Origin of the sequence: Spirosoma sp. 48-14, assembly GCF_001898575.1 — a bacterium.
Lineage (GTDB): Bacteria > Bacteroidota > Bacteroidia > Cytophagales > Spirosomataceae > Spirosoma.
Genome location: NZ_MKUD01000089.1, coordinates 2,366 through 21,433 on the forward strand (window position 1 = coordinate 2,366; position 19,068 = coordinate 21,433).

At 50.6% G+C, this 19,068-nt stretch carries 16 protein-coding genes and 3 pseudogenes; 9 read left to right on the top strand and 10 right to left on the bottom strand.

Annotated features, from left to right (window positions below):
• Positions 1-266, top strand: a pseudogene (locus tag BGO59_RS36290) (hypothetical protein); the annotation flags it as partial.
• An 18-nt stretch (positions 267-284) separates the two neighbouring features.
• Positions 285-1,682, top strand: a complete 1,398-nt coding sequence (locus tag BGO59_RS36295; RefSeq protein WP_293692609.1) for an ISKra4 family transposase — start codon at positions 285-287, stop codon at positions 1,680-1,682.
• A 218-nt stretch (positions 1,683-1,900) separates the two neighbouring features.
• Here the strand turns inward: BGO59_RS36295 and BGO59_RS36300 are convergent, their stop codons facing one another.
• Both BGO59_RS36300 and BGO59_RS36305 read right to left on the bottom strand, forming a co-directional pair.
• Complete coding sequence (locus BGO59_RS36300) at positions 1,901-2,173, bottom strand: helix-turn-helix transcriptional regulator (protein WP_293692611.1); 273 nt, start codon at positions 2,171-2,173, stop codon at positions 1,901-1,903.
• A gap of 14 nt (positions 2,174-2,187) precedes the next feature.
• The gene (locus BGO59_RS36305) at positions 2,188-2,688 is read right to left on the bottom strand and encodes a hypothetical protein (protein ID WP_293692613.1); all 501 of its coding nucleotides are present in this window, start codon (positions 2,686-2,688) and stop codon (positions 2,188-2,190) included.
• A 180-nt stretch (positions 2,689-2,868) separates the two neighbouring features.
• Here BGO59_RS36305 and BGO59_RS36310 point away from each other — a divergent pair, with 180 nt between their 5' ends.
• The 3 genes and pseudogenes from BGO59_RS36310 to BGO59_RS36515 form a co-directional block, all read left to right on the top strand.
• Positions 2,869-3,321 carry a recombinase family protein gene (locus BGO59_RS36310; protein WP_293692615.1) on the top strand — a complete coding sequence of 151 codons (453 nt, stop codon included), beginning with the start codon at positions 2,869-2,871 and terminating at the stop codon, positions 3,319-3,321.
• A 189-nt stretch (positions 3,322-3,510) separates the two neighbouring features.
• Positions 3,511-4,935 (top strand): annotated as a pseudogene (locus BGO59_RS36315) (IS3 family transposase).
• Between the two features lie 72 nt (positions 4,936-5,007).
• Positions 5,008-5,292 (top strand): annotated as a pseudogene (locus BGO59_RS36515) (Tn3 family transposase); the annotation flags it as partial.
• Positions 5,293-5,302: 10 nt separating this feature from the next.
• On the opposite strand, the gene BGO59_RS36320 reads toward BGO59_RS36515, so the two are convergent.
• From BGO59_RS36320 to BGO59_RS36355, 8 genes are all read right to left on the bottom strand, one after another.
• Positions 5,303-6,082, bottom strand: a complete 780-nt coding sequence (locus BGO59_RS36320) for an alpha/beta hydrolase (RefSeq protein ID WP_293692617.1) — start codon at positions 6,080-6,082, stop codon at positions 5,303-5,305.
• Positions 6,083-6,224: 142 nt separating this feature from the next.
• Positions 6,225-7,199, bottom strand: a complete 975-nt coding sequence (locus BGO59_RS36325; RefSeq protein WP_293692619.1) for an IS110 family transposase — start codon at positions 7,197-7,199, stop codon at positions 6,225-6,227.
• Positions 7,200-7,437: 238 nt separating this feature from the next.
• Positions 7,438-8,985, bottom strand: a complete 1,548-nt coding sequence (locus BGO59_RS36330; protein WP_293692621.1) for a long-chain fatty acid--CoA ligase — start codon at positions 8,983-8,985, stop codon at positions 7,438-7,440.
• Between the two features lie 142 nt (positions 8,986-9,127).
• Positions 9,128-10,036 carry an AraC family transcriptional regulator gene (locus tag BGO59_RS36335; RefSeq protein ID WP_293692622.1) on the bottom strand — a complete coding sequence of 303 codons (909 nt, stop codon included), beginning with the start codon at positions 10,034-10,036 and terminating at the stop codon, positions 9,128-9,130.
• 180 nt (positions 10,037-10,216) lie between these two features.
• On the bottom strand, positions 10,217-10,813 hold the full coding sequence (locus BGO59_RS36340) for a Crp/Fnr family transcriptional regulator (protein ID WP_293692623.1): 597 nt from the start codon (positions 10,811-10,813) through the stop codon (positions 10,217-10,219).
• An 88-nt stretch (positions 10,814-10,901) separates the two neighbouring features.
• Complete coding sequence (ric, locus tag BGO59_RS36345) at positions 10,902-11,858, bottom strand: iron-sulfur cluster repair di-iron protein (protein WP_293692624.1); 957 nt, start codon at positions 11,856-11,858, stop codon at positions 10,902-10,904.
• A gap of 281 nt (positions 11,859-12,139) precedes the next feature.
• Positions 12,140-13,411: a hypothetical protein gene (locus BGO59_RS36350; protein WP_293692626.1), complete on the bottom strand. Its 1,272-nt coding sequence runs from the start codon at positions 13,409-13,411 to the stop codon at positions 12,140-12,142.
• Positions 13,408-13,860 (bottom strand): Rrf2 family transcriptional regulator, encoded by a 453-nt coding sequence (locus BGO59_RS36355; protein ID WP_293692628.1) that lies wholly within the window; start codon positions 13,858-13,860, stop codon positions 13,408-13,410. The genes BGO59_RS36350 and BGO59_RS36355 overlap by 4 nt, the downstream gene beginning before the upstream one ends.
• Positions 13,861-14,056: 196 nt before the next feature.
• Between BGO59_RS36355 and BGO59_RS36360 the strand changes: the two genes are divergently transcribed.
• From BGO59_RS36360 to BGO59_RS36375, 4 genes are all read left to right on the top strand, one after another.
• Positions 14,057-14,515, top strand: coding sequence for a c-type cytochrome (locus tag BGO59_RS36360; protein WP_293692630.1), 459 nt, complete (start codon positions 14,057-14,059; stop codon positions 14,513-14,515).
• A 256-nt stretch (positions 14,516-14,771) separates the two neighbouring features.
• On the top strand, positions 14,772-16,760 hold the full coding sequence (gene nosZ / locus BGO59_RS36365; protein WP_293692632.1) for a Sec-dependent nitrous-oxide reductase: 1,989 nt from the start codon (positions 14,772-14,774) through the stop codon (positions 16,758-16,760).
• Positions 16,760-17,773 carry a nitrous oxide reductase accessory protein NosL gene (locus tag BGO59_RS36370; RefSeq protein ID WP_293692633.1) on the top strand — a complete coding sequence of 338 codons (1,014 nt, stop codon included), beginning with the start codon at positions 16,760-16,762 and terminating at the stop codon, positions 17,771-17,773. The genes nosZ and BGO59_RS36370 overlap by 1 nt, the downstream gene beginning before the upstream one ends.
• Complete coding sequence (locus BGO59_RS36375) at positions 17,748-18,995, top strand: nitrous oxide reductase family maturation protein NosD (RefSeq protein WP_293692634.1); 1,248 nt, start codon at positions 17,748-17,750, stop codon at positions 18,993-18,995. The genes BGO59_RS36370 and BGO59_RS36375 overlap by 26 nt, the downstream gene beginning before the upstream one ends.
• Positions 18,996-19,068 lie beyond the last annotated feature (73 nt).

Below are 19,068 nucleotides of genomic sequence, written 5' to 3' on the forward strand. Positions count from 1 at the left end.
CCTTGCTGGCCAAGTTCGCTCGCCTGGAGCGAGAAACACTGCGGGAACGCATTCTATCGGGCATGGAAGAAGCTCGACGACAAGGCAAGAAGATTGGTCGGCCAGACGGGAGGGTGGAAGAAAAATCGGTCTTTCTAAAAAAGTACAGTTCGGTGGCCCGCAACTTACGCGCGGGTCTGAGTGTGCGAAAAACAGCCGCTCGGCGGTCCGATAAACTCTGCGAGGTGTCGATCAACACTGTCCGTAAAGTGAAAGCCCTTTTGTAATTCTTACTCTCTTCGATCATGAACTTCAAACTACAACTCATGGCTTGCCTGTCAAATGAGCAGGAGCCAGTAACGGAGGATATTTTCAGCCTAAACCGGGACGAATTGACCGTAGAAAATCTGGGTTTGACGCTGGCGGAGTCCAAAGACCTGCTCAAAACGATCCAGCAAAAGCTGATCGACAAGCAGATTGGCAGCTATATGCAGGCGCACGCGCCGGTCGATTTACGTAAGAAAGGCTCGTACCCCATCCGGCTAAAAACCTTGTTCGGCGATGTTACCGTCAATAGCCCTCGCTTTTATCTTCCACAAAATCAAGACGAGACTGGGGCCAAAACGTTCAGCCCCCTCAATGATATCTTGAGCCAGCATGTGACCCCGGAGCGGTTATATCTGGAGACCAAATGGGCCAGCCTGATTCCTTATCAGAAAACCGCTGATTTGCTCAAAGAAGTACTGCCAATTGACCAGAAGCTCAATGCCACCACGATTCAACACCATCTTCATGCTGTCGTGGAAGAGCAGGAAAAACAACTGGCCCCTGAAGCCACGTTTTTCAACAGTTGCTGTCAGTTGGAAAGGGAAGCGTTGCCACTTCCTGACCGCCCCCTTGTGGTGGGTATTGACGGGGGTTACGTCCGTCATTGGCATAAAAAAGCCTGTTTTGAGATAATTACAGGCAAGAGTATGCCCGACGAAAAACCGGCTAAATGCTTCGGTTTTGTGCAGGATTACGATACCAAACCCCGACGACGGGTGTTCGAGGTGCTGCGATCACAGGGCCTGCAAGCCAACCAATCGGTTGAGTTCTTTACCGATGGCGCACCGACGTTGCGTTCATTGACCACATATCTGAATCCTGAATCGACTCATATCTTAGACTGGTTTCATCTAACGATGCGCCTCACCGTGCTTCAGCAGTATGCACTGGGCCTTGCCAAGGTGGATGAGCCACGAGGCAAAGAGGTCGCCGAAACGCTCACCAGCATTAAATGGCATCTATGGCATGGTAATGCCGAGCGTGCTTTAGAGAAGATTGATGACTTGGATATGCCTTTAGAGGAGCATGGAACCGACAAAGCGATTGTCCGCAAATATGACAAGCTGAAAGTGTTGACGAACTACCTGACTGAGTTTAGCACGTATGTGCGTCAGAACACCTCCTCTATCGTCGATTATTCGGAGCGGTACCGTTACGGGGAACGGGTCTCGACTGGCTTTGTAGAATCAACGGTTAATCAGGTGATTGCTAAACGCTTCGTGAAGCAGCAACAAATGCAATGGAGTAAGAAGGGAGCGCATCTGCTGTTACAGGCTCGTACGAAGGTCTTGAACGAGGAGTGGGATGATTGTTTCCGGCTGCGCTTTCCTGGTTTTCGATCCCCGGCTATTGTGGCTGCTCCAATGGCGGCTTGACCCTACTTGCCCCACACTTTTTGATGCTCTCCACCATTCGTTTTTTTGAGCATGAAGGCTCAACCGCTTTAGAGCTGCGATTAAATCTGGATGAAACAACTCCTAAAGCACCTTATACCGGCAAGCCTCGTGGCCATAAGCCGAAGGTTAAAGAGGTCGAATAAACAAATTAAATGCCCTGATTTCAGGGCTTTTCCATTATTAATAGCTTACAGCTGTTAGGCCGTGGCTTGAGGCTTAGTCACCGTTAAAATATCCTCACCTAGCGCTTCTTCAATTCGGATGATGGTTTTTAACTCTAGGTTATGGGCGCCACTGACCCACTTACTGATTTCAGATTCCGATTTGTGAAGGGCAACTGCTAAATCCTTCTGAGTCATACCCTTTTGTTGGAGGATAGCCTGAATACGATCCGCTACATCCAGCATTTTACTGACTAAACGCCGAGTCTGATCGGGCGTCCGGGCGGCAATACGGTCAAATGCGTCCATATAGGTACGTTTAATTAATCCAATAGTTCAATCGTTTCTAAACCTACTATCTGTTTACCATCGAGCACTAGTTCACCAGATTGGATCATCTCCGTAAGTTGTTGTGCCATTTTATTGGCAAATCGAAAGTGAGCCATCAACTGGGGACTATTCTGTACGGTCTGACTCGTTTTCTGTCCACCATTGGCCAAGATGACAACCTCATCCGATAGCCGGATGCAATACAAGCGAAATTGACAATAACTACTACCTAACTCCGCCATGATCCTGGCCGGAGGTGGTAAGGCTGTAGCATCATTCTCAAAACGGAAGTAACGATTTTTAGCTCCCCGGTTCTGGCCAATCTCCTGAATCCAGGCCACTAACAGATTCAAATCATTAGCTAAGGCCAATTCATTTTCAAAACGAGTAAAGAAAGCATCCGTTTCGGATCGCTCATGACCTTCAACCCAAAAGGTATAGTAGGCTACCCGTTGAAACGTTTTAAATGGTTGAATCGTTACAAAATTCTTCACTTTAAAGTTAAGTATGCAACGAAGGTAGCTGTTGATGCTTGTTAAACCAACTAGATTCGTTGAGTGCTTTAAAGAAATTAAGTAGGGGTTTCTGGTTTGTTACAAATGTTGAATGGTCATTTATGACTTGTAAGCTGACATAAATTCTATATTTGTCAGTCCCATTACGCTACACTGGTAGTGGCTAAAATTGATCGGCTAAGTCGTAACACCGAGCAAGCCTTACAAATCTACCGGGAGTTGGGCGGCCGTTTAGAATCCTGCGATGTACCTAACCTGGATAAGTTTACGCTGACGCTCTTTATGGCCATTGCTGACCGGGAACGAGAACTCATCGGGCTGCGCACCAAGCAGGCCCTTGACCAGAAGCGTAAACAGGTGGGCGAATGGCGTAAGGGTGGCCCTAATGAACAGAAAGCCGAAGCGGGGATTAGGGGCGCTCAACTGGCGCGTGAGTTGGTGAACGAGAATGACAATAAGCGTCGGGCTAAAGTGCTGGCGACAACACTACGCGCAACGGGTAAGAACTATCAGGCGATTGCCGATCAGCTCAACGCGGCCGGTTTCAAAACGGTACGTGGCAAAACGTTTGATGCGACCCGGGTTAGACGACTGTGTATTGAGTCAAGCTAATACAGGACAGCGGATTAAATTAGCTGTACCACGTGATGGTAATTATATACCTGCTTCTTCAGCATACTCTTCATACTCTTCCAAAACGGAGTCTTTCATATACTGTACGTCGTCAAATGAAAGTGGACAAAAGGGGTGGGAATGGGAAGAGACAATTCAGTAAATTGTTTCACCTAAATCACCTTGGTTATGTCCAAATCAACCAAAAAAGCCTCTCTTAACCATTCCAAAACGGCTCAGGCATCTTCCTCTGAGCGAAAACCAGCCCTATCCATTATCAAAGACATTCAGCGCCAGACTCGTCGACAGTATACCGCTGAAGAAAAGATTCGTATTGTCCTGGAAGGATTGCAAGGCGAACAGTCAGTCGCTGAAATCTGTCGACGAGAAGGGCTCAACACCAATATCTACTACCGCTGGATCGGTCCGCCGAAGCGGCAAAGAATTTTTAGAAGCGGGTAAAAAGCGACTGGCTGGCGATACCACGCGGGAGGCCACAGCACCTGAAGTGCAATCGATTAAATCCGAAAATGAGGCCCTCAAACAACTGGTGGCTGAGCTAAGCTTAGAAAATAGGCAGTTAAAAAAAAGCCTTAAAGCCGACGAATGATCCCTACCACCATATGACTCAGTCTGAAAAAATGGAGATCATCACTTTGGTCGAACAATCCCCGCTTAGCGTCAAAGCTACTTTGCGTGAATTGGGTATCAATCGGTCAACCTTCTACGAATGGTATAAACGCTATTTAAACGATGGCTTCGATGGGTTAGCTGACCAGCCTTATCGACGTACCAGTGCTTGGAACCAACTACCATCCGTTGAAAAAAGCCGTATTGTTGAACTAGCTTTCGAGCGACCAGACCTCTCGTGTCGGGAATTAGCCTGCCATATCGTTGATAATGAGGGGTGGTTTGTGTCGGAATCGACCGTATATCGCCTGCTAAAAAGTCGGGGCTTGATCACTACGCCCGCTTACCGACTCATGGAAGCGGCCGATCAGTTCTATAATCCGACTACAGCGCCCAACCAACTCTGGCAGACCGACTTTACCTACTTTAAGATTAAGAATTGGGGTTGGTATTACCTCTCGACAGTGCTGGATGACTATTCCCGCTACATTTTAGCGTGGGAACTGTGTCCGGGTATGCAGGCTACGGATGTAGAGCGAACCGTGCAAGCGGCTCTTAAGGCCAGTAGTTTGCCTGCCGATCAGCGTCCTCGGATCTTGTCGGACAATGGCTCGGCCTATGTGTCCCGGTATTTAAAAGAGTATTTGAAAGGGGAAAGCATTGAGCATATTCGCAGTGCACCGTTTCATCCCATGACCCAAGGCAAGATCGAGCGTTAACGGTACGCCGTCGCGGCACCGTTCGATGAAAAATGTGCTGCTATTGGAGCACTACTACAGTCCCGATGAATTGAGGGAGCGTCTAAGCGAATGGGTGGAGTATTATAATAACCAGCGGTATCATGAATCCTTGGATAATGTACGTCCCGCTGATGCGTACTGGGGTCGCCAAGACCAAATTGTAGCAGAGCGTAAAAAAATCAAGCAGTTAACGATGGACCAACGGCGGAAAAGTCATATTTTTCAACGTCTACAAAGCGGTTAAAACCGTCTCTTCTCTTTTCACCCGCATCTGTCCACTTTTGGCTGACGACATACAGGTTATCTTTGGTTCGGAGGTGACGGGGTCATCCGTAAGAAGCAAGAGAAAGAACAGCAGGTCACTGCCAGGAGCCTTAATTTGTTGACTAATATCGTCATGGTCTGGAATACTGTTTACATCCAGGAAATTCTCAAACAACTTCAAAAGGAGGGCTATGAAGTCCTTGAAAAGGATCTGGAACATATCTCTCCAGCCCCTTTTGAGCACATAAATCGGCTGGGGAAATATGATTTCAAGAATCAGATCGGTCTACAAGACAATGGATTACGGCCACTGAGACAACCTGCCCGTGTTAATTAGCAACCGCCTATCACCAAACCGCTATTTTCCGTCCGATTGTAACGAAAACCTCATGTACGATCAGTACCGGAATGGGCTTCACCTGCGTAACCGGACTGGCCTGCGCGAAGGCAGGGTCGGGCAGTGTGCCTTTAACGTAGGGTTTTCCGGTCATCATCTGAACCACCTCCATCAGCCCAACTTTATCTGCGTAATTCAACAGGGTCGTATCGGTAAAATTGGTGGGTCCCGAAAAATCCACTACCGCCCGGATATTTCGGGGCGTAGTGTAGGCGGTGAGCAGGGCCAGGTGGCCACCAGAGCTGGCCCCCATCAGCACAAACCCATCCGGGCGGGTATGCCACTCGGCCGCATGAGTATGGCAATACGTCATGGCCTGATTGACGTCGGCCAGCATCTGTGGATAGTGAATATCCGTTTGATTGGCGTAGCGGTGATTGATGCTGGCAACGGCAATGCCGTGGTTGAGCAACGTGTCCTGAATATCGCGCACGTATTCTTTGCCAGCTTTTACCCAGGCACAGCCATGAATCAGAATCACGAAGGGAGTTTTGTCGGTACGGTTAGCGGGTAGATACACATCCATCACATTACGGGGGGAGGTTCCATACGCTACGTCGTTGAGTTTCTCCTGTTGGTAGTGTCCGATAGCGGTTTTGCTGGTGCTACAGTTCAGCAGGATCAGGGCCGAGAGTACCACCCAGCCGTAACGTAGCAAAACCAGGATCGGGTTAGGCCCATTCATCGGGTAGCTGGGCCGGGTGTCGATATGATTATTAGTTCTTTCCATTAGGTACATCAAGCTGACTTGTAATTGAGGTATTCTCTTTTCAATTCAATATTTTTTTGTCATTCCGAGGAACGAGGAGTCTTCGGTAAGTGAAGGTTTATTTACTCACCCGAAGATTCCTCGTTCCTCGGAATGAACTGTGTTACGAAACAAGAGGTAAGGCTAGTTTTTGATCAAAGTTTACCCCACTTCGGGCTACGGCAAAACACTGACGAACTAACTTATGCGCCACCGCTATCAAAGCCACCAGCTTGGGCTTACCTGCCCCCACCAACCGATCATACAAAGCAGCACAGGCCGCATTGGTTTTCTTGGCCTGCATACTGGCCATGTACAACAACTGACGAATTCGGCTGTTGCCCAACTTACAGATATGCCCCTTACCCTTCACCGAACTGCCCGACTCAAACACCCGGGGGGCTAAACCCGCAAAACTCACCAACTGTTTGGCTGACGCAAACCGACGGAAGCCTCGGCTTAACACCAGCAAACACAAGGCCGTCTTGGCCCCCACACCAGGAATGCTGCGCAGATGGGCATACAGACGGGGGTACTCCGTGGTGGCTAGCTGGTCCAGTTGTTTTTCCAGGGTCTGAATCTGCTCATCCAGGTGATCCAGACTCTTCTGGAGCGATTGCTCCAGGATGGGATTGGCTACGCCCGAGTGGGAGAAGGACTCCTGCTGGTTACGTAGGGCGGTGCGTTGCTTGACATACTGCTCCAATAAGGTCTGTAATTGTGTGAGTTGGCTCATCAATTGCGTGGGCGCTTGCCAGAGCTGGGGCCTCTGATTGGCACCAAACTGACTTAGTAGGCGGGCATCGGCCTTATCGGTCTTGGTCCGGCGCAGGAGCATTTGAGAAAACCGACGAACCACCAATGGATTGACCACACTCAAGGGAAGGTCTTGTTGGGTAAGCCACAAAGCCAGGGGCAGGTAATAGGGTCCTGAAGCCTCCATCACACAATGGCTGTGGGCGGGCAAGAGCTTGCCGAGTTGACCAAATCCAGCTTGGGTATTGGCCAGGGTATAATCCAGGAATCGCCCATTGGGTTGGGGTATAGCCAGGGTGAAACTGGTCTTGGCGATGTCAATACCGACATAGATGGTGTTCATAGGCGTAGTTGATTAAGGCGTTTACCGCTGATGCTTATCGATTCTTTATTGGGGCTTTATGCCCCACGAACTGTTCAAGCTGGCGGTTGAAAAACTCCGTCGGCGACTCGCATTCCGAGCGGTCTTGGTGACCCTTGACAAAAGATAGTCTACCGACGGAGGCACTCAAAAGGACTGCTACAAACATAGAATGACAAAAAAATATTGACGACCCGTTAAGCAGGGTTATGGTCTGTCATTAACTTTTCATGGCTTTCTTCAGAATCTTGCCCGACGCGTTGACTGGCAGCGACTCGACAAATTCGATCTCGCGGGGGTATTTGTAGAGCGCAATACGTTGCCGGGTCCACTGGATAAGTTCGTCCGGGCTGGCAGTTTTTCCTTTTTTCAGAACAACAAACGCTTTTATTTCTTCGCCCAGTTTTTCGCACGGCCTGCCAACTACCGCCACCAGCGAAATGGCTTCGTGTTTGATCATTACCTCTTCGACCTCACGCGGGTACACATTCCTGCCGCACCGGATGATGACGTCTTTTATCCGGTCGACAATAAAAAAAAAGCCGTCAACATCTTTTATGGCAATGTCGCCGGAATGCAGCCAGCCGTTTGTCAGGATTTCGGCGGTTTCGGCGTCTTTTTTGTAGTACCGTTTCATCACATTGTGTCCACGATACCAGAGTTCGCCTTTTTCGCCCGTGGGCACTTCGTTCCCATCGGTATCGACAACCTTCACCTCAACGCCCCATATAGCCGTCCCTACAGACCCGGCTTTTCGGCCGATCTGCTGATGATTGAAGGTGACTACCGGAGAGCCTTTGCTCATGCCATAGCCTTCCAGAATAACGACGCCAAAACCCGCTTCGAACTCGTTCAGCACGTTTACGGGCAACGAGGCTCCTCCCGAAATGCAAAGCCGAAGCTGATGGGCGCGTTGCTGGTGGGTGGGGTTCCCCTTTGTGTCGTTGAGTAAGGCCCAGTACATGGTTGGCACCCCCGCAAACACCGTTACGGCATAGCGGCTAAATAACTCCAGCACCACATTGGCGTCAAATCGGGGCAGCAGCAGACAGTGGGCACCCTGCAAAATGCTGGCGTTCATTTGCACCGTCATCGCAAATATGTGAAACAGAGGCAGCGTCACCAGTTGAACATCGGCAGGCGTCAGGTTCATAATCCGTTCGGCACAAAGCATGGCATTGACGAGCAGGTTGGTGTGAGTCAGCTCGGCTCCCTTCGGTTGCCCCGTTGTGCCAGACGTATAAATAATGACGGCGGTATCGTCGCCACGGGTCTGAACCGTTTCAGCGACAGGCGATTGATTCCGGGTAAGTTCATCCAGTGTGGTTACCTCCTCAACTGAGGATTTCATACCGGGCCTGGCCATAATCATGAAGAAATGCTCACAGACCGGGGTTTCGATAAAGGCATTCCAGCCATCGCGGCCCATTGGAAGGGTTGGGGTGCCTTCGAAGCAAAAAAATACGCGGGCATCGCTGTCTCTCAGTTGGTAGGCTAGCTCATCTTTCTTAAGCTGAACACTCAGGGGAACTACCACCGCGCCCGCTTTCAATATGCCAAAGTAGATGATCGGAAACTGCGGCAGGGTCAGGCAATTCCGGGCTACTTTGTGGTTCGGCTGGATACCAAGCTGCTGTAACCCATTGGCCACCCTATTGGCTTCGTCATTGAGTTGCGAAAACGTCAGGGTGCTATCCTCACACGTAAAGGCGGGATGGTGCGGGTAGTTCCGGGCGCTGTCTTCGAGAATGATCGAGAGATTCATCATAGCCTGTGTCGGGTATCGCTACCATCTCCACAGGGACATGTCGATACCGACACAATGATCGCAATCGATACCGCCGATTTCGTATCGAAATAGGAATAATTTGACACGAAATGGGAATATACGACCAAAAGGGAGCCGAATCCTAGCGGGATACCGTAGTGATCCTTCGCTGGCGGTCGTTGAGTGGGGTGAGGCCGTACACTTTCAGATAAAGCTGAGCAAAGTGGCCCCGGTTGGTGTAGCCGACCTGATCGCAGATGTCCTGGATCGGCATATCGGTCGTAACGATCAGGTGATGGGCTTTTTCGAGCCGGGTTTTGATCACGTACTGATGAACCGGTAACCCAAAGAGTTTGCGAAAGCCGCTTTTCAGATCGCACTCATTGATGCCAATACGCCGACTCAGTTCTTTCAGCGAAATAGCAGTGGGTATCTGCTGATCGATCAGCTCTTTGGCCATTTTCAGGCAAGCTAGCTGATGATCTGTTATCTCAGCATAATACGCCATAACCTCTCCTTTCTTCACCGACTCGAAGAACAGATAAAGGAACTCCAGTATTTTACTTTCCACCAGAATAGAATTTCCCAGTGCTTCGTAGTCAATAGAAAAAAGTTGCTTAAGTAGCTCGTTGATCGCCGGATTCAAACAATAATGATCCAGGGCGGAAGCGATTTTTTTTCGGTCGCCGGGCAGGTATTTTTCAGGAATGAATAACCGCATTCCATCAACCTGGGTGATGTCGTATTGAAACTGGTTATAGCCTTTCAGAGCCGCCGAGTCGATAATCCCATCGGAACTGATTCGCAGGTCGATGATCCCGTTTTTCCCGACCTGATCCGGCGAAAGAAACAGGGTGGGATTTTTCAAATTCCATTTTCCCCGAAAAAAATGGATGTCGTTACGAACGAACAGCAGCAGAGAGCCAGCTCCTGTTACGTCTGGAACCCCAATCCGACGGGCATTCCATACCTCCTGCGAGGTAAATCCATGCTTACCAATCAACGTATTGGCAAAGTCTACAGGATCGATATAAGGCAGTTCTATGGTCAAACAGCTCTTTGGTGCTTCATTGGTCTACACGGAGTGAAGATACGACTAAAATGCTGGGTATTAAAATCTTGGAGAGCATTAATGCGTAAAGCAACGTACTGAACTGGAGGTTGACCACGAAAAAGGCGAAGTGGAGGAAGAGCAGATAGTGAAAGACCACCAGCGGATGAAAAAGCCCTGTTACCGACTATAAATCTTGTGTTTAATCAAGGAAATCCGTCCTTCTTTATGCAACTTAGAAATCGTTCGGATCACCGTCTCTACGCGTAGCCCTGTCATATCGGCCAGTTGCTGCCGGGTAAAAGGCACCTGAAAGGGCTGGGCGGATGAACCGCCAGATTTATCACGAAAGTACTCGATCAGGGTCATAAGGCGGTGTTCGGGGGCGTATGACGATAGCTCACGTAGCATCATCGATTTATACCGTAATCGCTTGGCAAACACAGCACTGAACTGTAGGTGAATCTCGAAATGATCCCGTAGCAGGTCGATAAATCGCTCTTTTCGCAGTTTACAGACCACCGAAGCGGTGGTGGCCATCGCACTACCTGGATACGGAAAACCGTCGAACAGGGGTGGTTCGCCGAAGCTCTCACCGGGGCCAAAAACCCCCTGAATGAACTCCTGCCCCTCGTCGCTATAGTTAACCATTTTAATGGCACCTGCCTGCACCTGAAAATAGTGCAGGCAGGATTCGCCCTCCCCGAAAAGAAGTTCATCTTTATCCAGTTTCACCTCTATAGCCCCATACAGGATCAGCATTTCAGCAGGAATCATACCCGTGTTCGTTTAAACCTCTCGGCCAGTCAAACGTATAAAAAGTCAGGAAACGGAGCGATACGATTGGCCCAACTTCGGTGATCCGTTAGGCCACCGCGAGTTGCAACTCCCGCTCTGCCTGTATGGCTTTGGGAAACAGAATGTTATTCTCCAGATGAACGTGTTGATGCAAATCGGTTTCAAACGCTTCGAGCTGCTGATAAAGCAGTTGAAACGAGTAGCACCCATCGGCAGGAACGGTAAAATTGTTGGTGAGGCTGCGGATACTTTCGAGCGTATCGCCCGCATCGACGTGTTCAACTTCCATCATTCGGATGGGGTTGGCGATGGAGCCAAACGGGAATGAAAAAAGAGCCGGGTGTTCCGTTTTTTGCAACTGGGTTACTTGCCGAATAGCCGGAAACAGAATACGTTCTTCTTTCAGCATATGGGCAGTCAGGTCGTTGGCCACAAGGGCAAACGCAGCCTGAACGGTTTCTAACTCAGGGTGCTGTTGACCATGAGCCGCTACCACTTTATTGAGCAGGGCGGTGATGGCCGGTACCGATTCGGCTACGTAGCGGTGGTGGTTCTGCACAATATAGTCGGCCAGGAAATCGAGCGGCCATACGTTGGCTTTATCGGGAATTCCCGACGAAAGGGTAGTGGTCTGGAGTTCTTTTTTCACGGCGTCGGGATTCAGGCCTGCTTCGGCGCAGGCATCGGCAAAGGGCCGACCACCTTTACAGCAGAAGTCGATGTTCAGTTTTTTGAATACCGTAGCAGCCGCCGGATTCGTCCGAACCAGATCGGCAACGGTTTCAACAACACCCGGAATTTTGGTGAGCCGAACCTGCCAGACCTCCGGCCCTTGCGCTACGTATTCCCACCGAAATGAACCAGGTCGCTCGGCTTTGAACTGATATTGAAGTGGTAATGGATCATGATCGTTGATGAGCAGAAACGATTCGCCTTCGGCCAGGGCATCGAAGGTTGAAAATATAGTGGGATGTTTCAGGCGGGGTTCCAGCACACGCACATCCAGTAAAACAGGCGTTTCCATAGTAGTCTGTGATTAATAACACGACAAAACTACGGCGGCCCTTCCCCGTCATTTTATGATTCAAATCAGGGTTGGTAAAAATCTTTCAGAGTAGTCCCAATCCCGCCCTCACCGTGTGTGTCGTGCTAACATTTTACAATGCGTATCGAAAATGATTTTGCCTTGATTCGCTACTGATGATGTTGGCCTGTTCCATCGCTACCTGCGTTGACGCCCGATCATCAGCCCGGCAAATAGAAGCAGCAACAACCCAACTAGCCTACCAGGCATCAGTTGCCAGTTCATGTTGTCGAGAGAGATGACAGTCGTTGGGCCTGCGCCATGAGCAATGCCAGAAAACTCAGCCACAAGCCCAACGATACGCCAAAAAGAAGTTGGCAATAATAGGGTACAGACGTATTGACCAGACGTATCAGCAGCGGTTCGGCGATCAGGATCAGTTCGAGGGCGGCAAAAAATACGATCAGGGCTGTTAGGCCAATGGGCGAAGCCCGTAAATAACCGTCTTGTATGGCTTTGCCGAGCAGAAAAAAGCTTACTACCCCGATAAATACCAGATGCAGATACGCAATCACAATAGGCCGTTGCAGATACGCCCACTCAGCCGCCCAGGGCCATGCCGATACGGCTTGCAGGGTCAATTTAATCAGGAAAGCCACCCAGGCCAGTTGGTAGAGCCGAAACGCCCACGGTTTTAGCTGCCGCCGAACTACCGACCTGTTTTTCCAGAGCCACCACGCCAGCCAGCCACCGGCCACCAGCTGCATACCGCCCGATAAACCACCCAAGACCCATACAACCCTGGGCGGATTGGCCCACAGTGCCGATAAACTGTAACTACCCATACAACAGATCGCCCAGACAACGAGCCACCAACGCCCGCTACGTTCGGGCAACGCTACGTTCCAGCCTTCGAGTTGACGCACCAGCAAGGCCAGCACGCCAAACATAAACCAGCCGTTGTAGAGAAAATGCAGGTAGAAATAAATAGCCAGGTTGTAGCCGTCGGTATGTGCCAGCCCCCTGGCTTTCAGTATGCCCACTACATAAGGCCCGAGGGTGGAAAGAAACAAAAAACCGATACCCCAACGGAGCAGCGAAGCCGATAACCGACGGTCGCTACGCAGGTCGCGCCAGAGTTTGATGCCGATGCCGTAGGTCAGCCATACGTGCAACGTCGAGAAGATGATTGAGCCAGCCGCGTAGCCCTGTATCGGGAAAAAGACCAGCATACCCGCTACTGAAATCTGCAAGCCAATCCACCAGTGCCGATACGTTCGGGCGCGGGCGGTTGGCAAAAATGTGGCCCACAGAGCCGTTAGCAACGCATTGAACGCCCACCCCAGCAGAATCACGTGCGAGTGGGCGTGGAGCCAGTATAGATAATTAGCCGACTCGACGGGCCAGAGCATCAATGCCCGCAGCCCTACTCCAATGGCTCCGGCCACCACCAGCCAGCCCAACGCTACGTATCCCTGTTGCCGATACGTAGTAATGGGGGCGGGTGGGTGCGGAGTTGTTGTAGAAAACAACGTATCGGGCGGGTTTTTCATGATAAATCGGGCAAGGCCCCTTCGCGCAGGTTGGTTCGGCCGCTTTGCACATCGGCCATTAGATCACGAACGGTACGTTGACATAAAAGCTGGTAGATTTTTTTCCGGTGGGGGGCAATCAACTTGTGGAGAGAACACGGGTTGCTCTCCGAGCAATTTGGCAGATTCAACGCACACCGACGGAAAACGTCCAGTCCATCAATCGCTTCGACAAGGGCAATAACGGGTGTTGCTAAAGCCGTTTGCTGTAGAAAAAAGCCACCATGCGGACCTTTCGTTGAGTTGACGATCTCGCACCGAGCCAGATTCTGCATGATTTTTCCCATAAAATGAAGCGGCACATCCAGCGCATCGGCCAATTCCTGAATACCAACTTTTCGGTTTTCCGGGATTTTCAACGCCAAATACACCGTGCCCCGAATAGCGTATCCACACGATTTAGAAAGCATACCAAACGTCTATAAATGAAGCGCAAGCTACAATAAAGATACGGATGTCTTTTTTGTTGATCTTGATTAAAATTACCACCAGCGTATGATTTCGATCATTTTATTGATGCTACGGTATTGGTTTCCTTTGTGAGTGAATAAAAGACATCGATATCTTTTATTCACTCACAAATTGAACACTAACCAGCTCAGTGCCATGACCAAAGTAACGATTCAGGCATTTCTTATGCTTTCGCTGTTGGGCTTTAGCTGCTCCAACGGTGCCAAACAACGAGCCGAAGAAGCCCCTACAGACCCCGCTACCACCACCCAAACCGAAGAACACGGTACGGAAGTCAAGGAAGTGAAACTCAGTACCCCCCTCGATCAGAACATGGTGAAAGGGGGGCACGGCATTTACGACCTCAAATGCGGGTCGTGCCACAAACTCGACGAAACTAAACTGGTGGGGCCTGGCTGGAAAGGGGTTACGCAGCGCCGAAAACCCGAATGGATCATCAACATGATTACCAATGTCGACATGATGCTCGAAAAAGATCCCGAAGCGCAGAAACTGCTGGAGCAGTGTTTGGTGCGGATGCCCAACCAAAACCTGACCGAAACCGAAGCCCGGTCGGTGCTGGAATTTATGCGTAGTAACGATGGCGAAAAATAAACTAAGATGAACTATGAGATTTTTGACCGCGTAGCGGTCAGATGATTATAGGAAAATGTCCTTCTGAGTCAATTGGCGTGCCGTAGGTACGCGACTTTTATAGATTGGTGCGTACCTACGGCACGCCAATTGACTCAGAAGGACATTTTCTACAAACATTGCGTACCTACGGTACTTAATTGGTTCATAATCAATAATTAAATCTCATGGTTGACCTTGAATTAATTCCTGATTTTAAGACAATTACAGAAAAACTATGAAAGCTCAAATCAATACGTCGCTGGTGGTTGCGCTGGCTTTGGGAGCCGCCCTGACGGGTTGTAAGCCCAAAGATGCCGGATCGGCGGTGGAGGGCGATGCCGCCCAGAAAGTATACGTAGCACCGGGCAAACACGATGAGTTCTACAGCGTGGTGTCGGGTGGTTTTAACGGCCAGATGTCGATTTACGGCCTGCCTTCGGGTCGGTTGCTGAAAATCATTCCGGTGTTTTCGACCTTCCCCGAAAACGGCTGGGGCTACAGCGAAGAAACCAAACCGATGTTCAATACGTCGCACGGACCGGTGCCCTGGGACGATCTGCACCATATTTCACTCTCGCAAACCAACGGCGAGCACGATGGTCGCTGGGCCTTTGGCAATGGCAACAACACGCCCCGGCTGGCGCGGGTTGATTTGAAAACATTCCGTACTGCCGAAATTCTGGAAATACCGAACAGTGCCGGGAATCACTCGTCGCCGTTCATCACCCAAAATACAGAATACGTAGTGGCCAGTACGCGTTTTTCGGTCCCGCCCGACAACAACGGCGACGTACCGATTAGCTCGTTCAAGAAGAATTTTAAAGGCTATATCTCGTTCGTGAGCGTCGATAAAGGGTCGGGCCGGATGAAGATTGCGTTCCAGTTGAAAACGCCCGGCGTGAGTTTCGACCTGGCGCGGGCGGGTAAGGCCAAATCGCACGGCTGGTTCTTCTTCTCGACCTATAACACCGAGCAGGCCAATACGTTGCTCGAAGTCAACGCATCGCAGAAAGATAAAGATTTTATTCTGGCCGTCAACTGGAAAAAAGCGGAGGAGTATCTGAAACAGGGCAAGGGCAAAACCGAAGCCGCCAAATACGCTCACAACGTGTATGACGAGAAAATCCATTCGGCTACGACAACCATCGAAACGAACGTAGTAACGCTCGATCCGAACGATTGCCCCGGCATGTTGTACTTTATTCCCTGTCCTAAATCGCCCCACGGCTGCGATGTTGACCCTACGGGCGAATACATTGTTGGATCGGGCAAACTGGCCGCCGTTATTCCAGTTTTTTCGTTCGATAAAATGCAGAAAGCCATTGCCGACAAAACATACGATGGTGATTTTGACGGTATTCCCGTCCTGAAATACGAGTCGGTGCTGTACGGCGAAGTGCAGAAACCGGGTCTGGGGCCACTGCACACCGAGTTCGACGGGCAGGGCAACGCGATTACGTCTTTCTTCGTATCGTCGGAGCTGGTGAAATGGAACATCAAAGACCTGAAAGTGCTCGACCGCGTACCGACCTATTATTCGGTGGGTCACCTGAGCATTCCGGGCGGGCCAACCACCAAACCCTGGGGCAAATACGTAATTGCCTACAATAAAATCACCAAAGACCGCTACCTGCCCACCGGCCCTGAACTGGCGCAGTCGGCCCAGTTATACGACATATCGGGCGATAAAATGAAGCTCCTGCTCGACTTCCCGACCGTGGGCGAACCGCATTATGCCGAAGCCATTCCGGCCAATAAGCTGGCTCCGAATTCGCAGAAAATCTTCAAGATTGAAGAGAATGGGCATAAATACGTAGCAAAGGGCGAGAAAGAAGCCAAAGTGGTTCGGCAGGGGAATCAGGTTCACGTTTACATGACCTCCATCCGGTCGCACTTTGTACCCGACAACATCGAAGGCGTAAAACTGGGCGACGACGTTTATTTCCACGTAACGAATCTGGAGCAGGACTGGGATATTCCGCACGGATTTGCAGTAAAAGGCGGCAACAATGCCGAAATCCTGATTATGCCCGGCGAAACCCAAACCCTGAAATGGAAACCGGATCGTGTCGGTATTTCACCGATTTACTGCACTGACTTCTGTTCGGCACTGCACCAGGAAATGCAGGGGTATGTACGGGTATCGCCCGCAGGGAGTAACGTACCGCTTACGTTCAGCACGGGCAAAACCGCCGAAGCTGACAAAAAAGTAGCCGCGAAGTAATGAAGTCACTTCATAAACGATCACAGGTTGTCGTCGCGCTGGCATCGCTGGCGCTGACGGCCACCCTGTTTCTGCCCATCTGGCGCATCGACCTGTGGGCACCGCAATACCCCGAAGGTCTGGTCATGAAAATCTGGTTATCTAAACTAACCGGCGACGTGGCGATCATCAACGGGCTGAACCACTACATTGGTATGGCGCACATCAAAGAAGAGATGTTTCCCGAATTTACGTACCTCCCTTACGTAATGGCGGGGTTCATTGGGCTGGGGTTGCTAACGGCTTTGCTCAGAAACTTCCGGCTGCTGGTGGGTTTACTGTCGCTGCTGGTGGTAGGGGCCGGATTGGCTTTGTACGATTTCTGGACGTGGGCCTACGAATACGGCCACAACCTCGACCCCGAAGCCCCAATTCAGGTGCCCGGCATGGCCTATCAGCCCCCGTTGCTTGGTTACAAAGCCCTGCTCAATTTTGGGGCCTACTCCCTGCCCGATAGCGGTGGCTGGATTTTCCTGGTTGCCGGATTGACTATTGCAGGCGTAACGATTTACGAATGGGTTTATCGGCAGAAAACCCGCTCCACGCGCTCTGCTACACACGTAGCCGGGGGGGCACTGCTCGGTATCGCGCTGACGAGTTGTTCGGCCGAAGCCGATCCTATCCGATACGGGAAAGAGGCCTGTGAACACTGCAAAATGACTATTGTCGATCAGAAATTTTCGGCGGCTTACGTCACCCAAAAAGGAAAAACCTACAAGTTCGACGACGTAGTCTGCATGATTAAGTACCAGCAGGAAACTAACGTAGCAGATGCCGACATCGCCCAGATTCTGGTGGCTAATTTTCAGAAACCCGGTACGCTTCTGGATGCGCGCACGGCCATATTCCGACAAAACGACGACCTGCATAGCCCTATGAATGGCAACACAGCCGCCTTTGCCAACGCCAGCGAAGCCGCATCGGTAAAAGGCGAAAACCGAACCTGGCATGAACTCCTGCATGTATTCGATTAACGGGCTTCGGCTGCTCATGGTCTGGGTTTTACTTCCCCTGCCAAGTCTGGCCCGAACCTGGTATGTTACACCCAAAACCGGCATTCGCCACACACTGACGCTGGCCACTTCGGGCGATACGCTCCAGATTGGGCCGGGAACGTACCGGGAACATAGCCTGATTGTCAATAAACCCCTTGTGATTTTGGGCGAAAAATTTCCGGTTGTCGATGCCGAACGCAAAGGCGAAATTTTTACCGTTCAGGCCGATAACGTCCTGATTCGTGGATTCGATTTACGGAACGTAGGTATCACAAGCACCATCGACTGGGCCGCCGTGAAAGTACTGGAAGCCCGGCAGGTGCGCGTGGTCGGCAACCGGATCAGCCACTGCTATTTTGGGGTCTACCTATCGGCGTCGAACAATTGTCTGGTGCGTGGCAATACCATTGCGGGTGTTCCTGCCGCCGAGCAAACCACCGGCAATGGTATCCACGCCTGGAAATGCGACCAGATACGTATCGACAACAACCGGGTCAGCGGCCACCGCGATGGCATTTATTTCGAGTTTGTGACCAACTCGTCTATCCAGCAAAACACCAGTTTTAACAACATCCGCTATGGACTGCACTTTATGTTTTCGCACCAGAATGCCTACATCGGCAATACCTTCCGCGACAACGGGGCGGGGGTGGCCGTCATGTATACGAAGGGCGTAACGATGCGTAACAACGTATTTGTGCATAACTGGGGCAGTGCCGCCTATGGCCTCCTGCTCAAAGACATTTCCGATAGCCAGATTGAGCAGAATACATTCCAGAAAAATACCATCGGGATTCATATGGAAGGCTCCAACCGCATTACGGTTCGGCAAAATCGGTTCATCGAAAACGGCTGGGGAGTGCGCGTACAAGCCAGTTGTGTCGATAATCTGTTCCAGCAAAACCAGTTTCAGGGCAATACGTTCGATGTAGCCACCAACGGCAATACGGTACTCAATACGTTCGACCAGAATTATTGGGACAAATACGAAGGGTACGACCTGAATCGGGACGGGCTGGGCGACGTACCGTATCATCCCGTTAGCCTGTATTCGGTCATTCTCGAACAAATGCCGCATGGCATTATGCTACTACGTAGCTTCATGGTTAGTCTGCTCGACCGGGCCGAAAAAGTGATGCCGAGCCTGACCCCCGATGCCCTCGTAGACAAACAACCCGTTATGAAACTCAAGTCGTTATGATTAGCGTTCAGAAGCTTACGAAAACATTTGGCCGACTGACGGTGCTCGACAACGTATCGGTGGAGCTACAGGC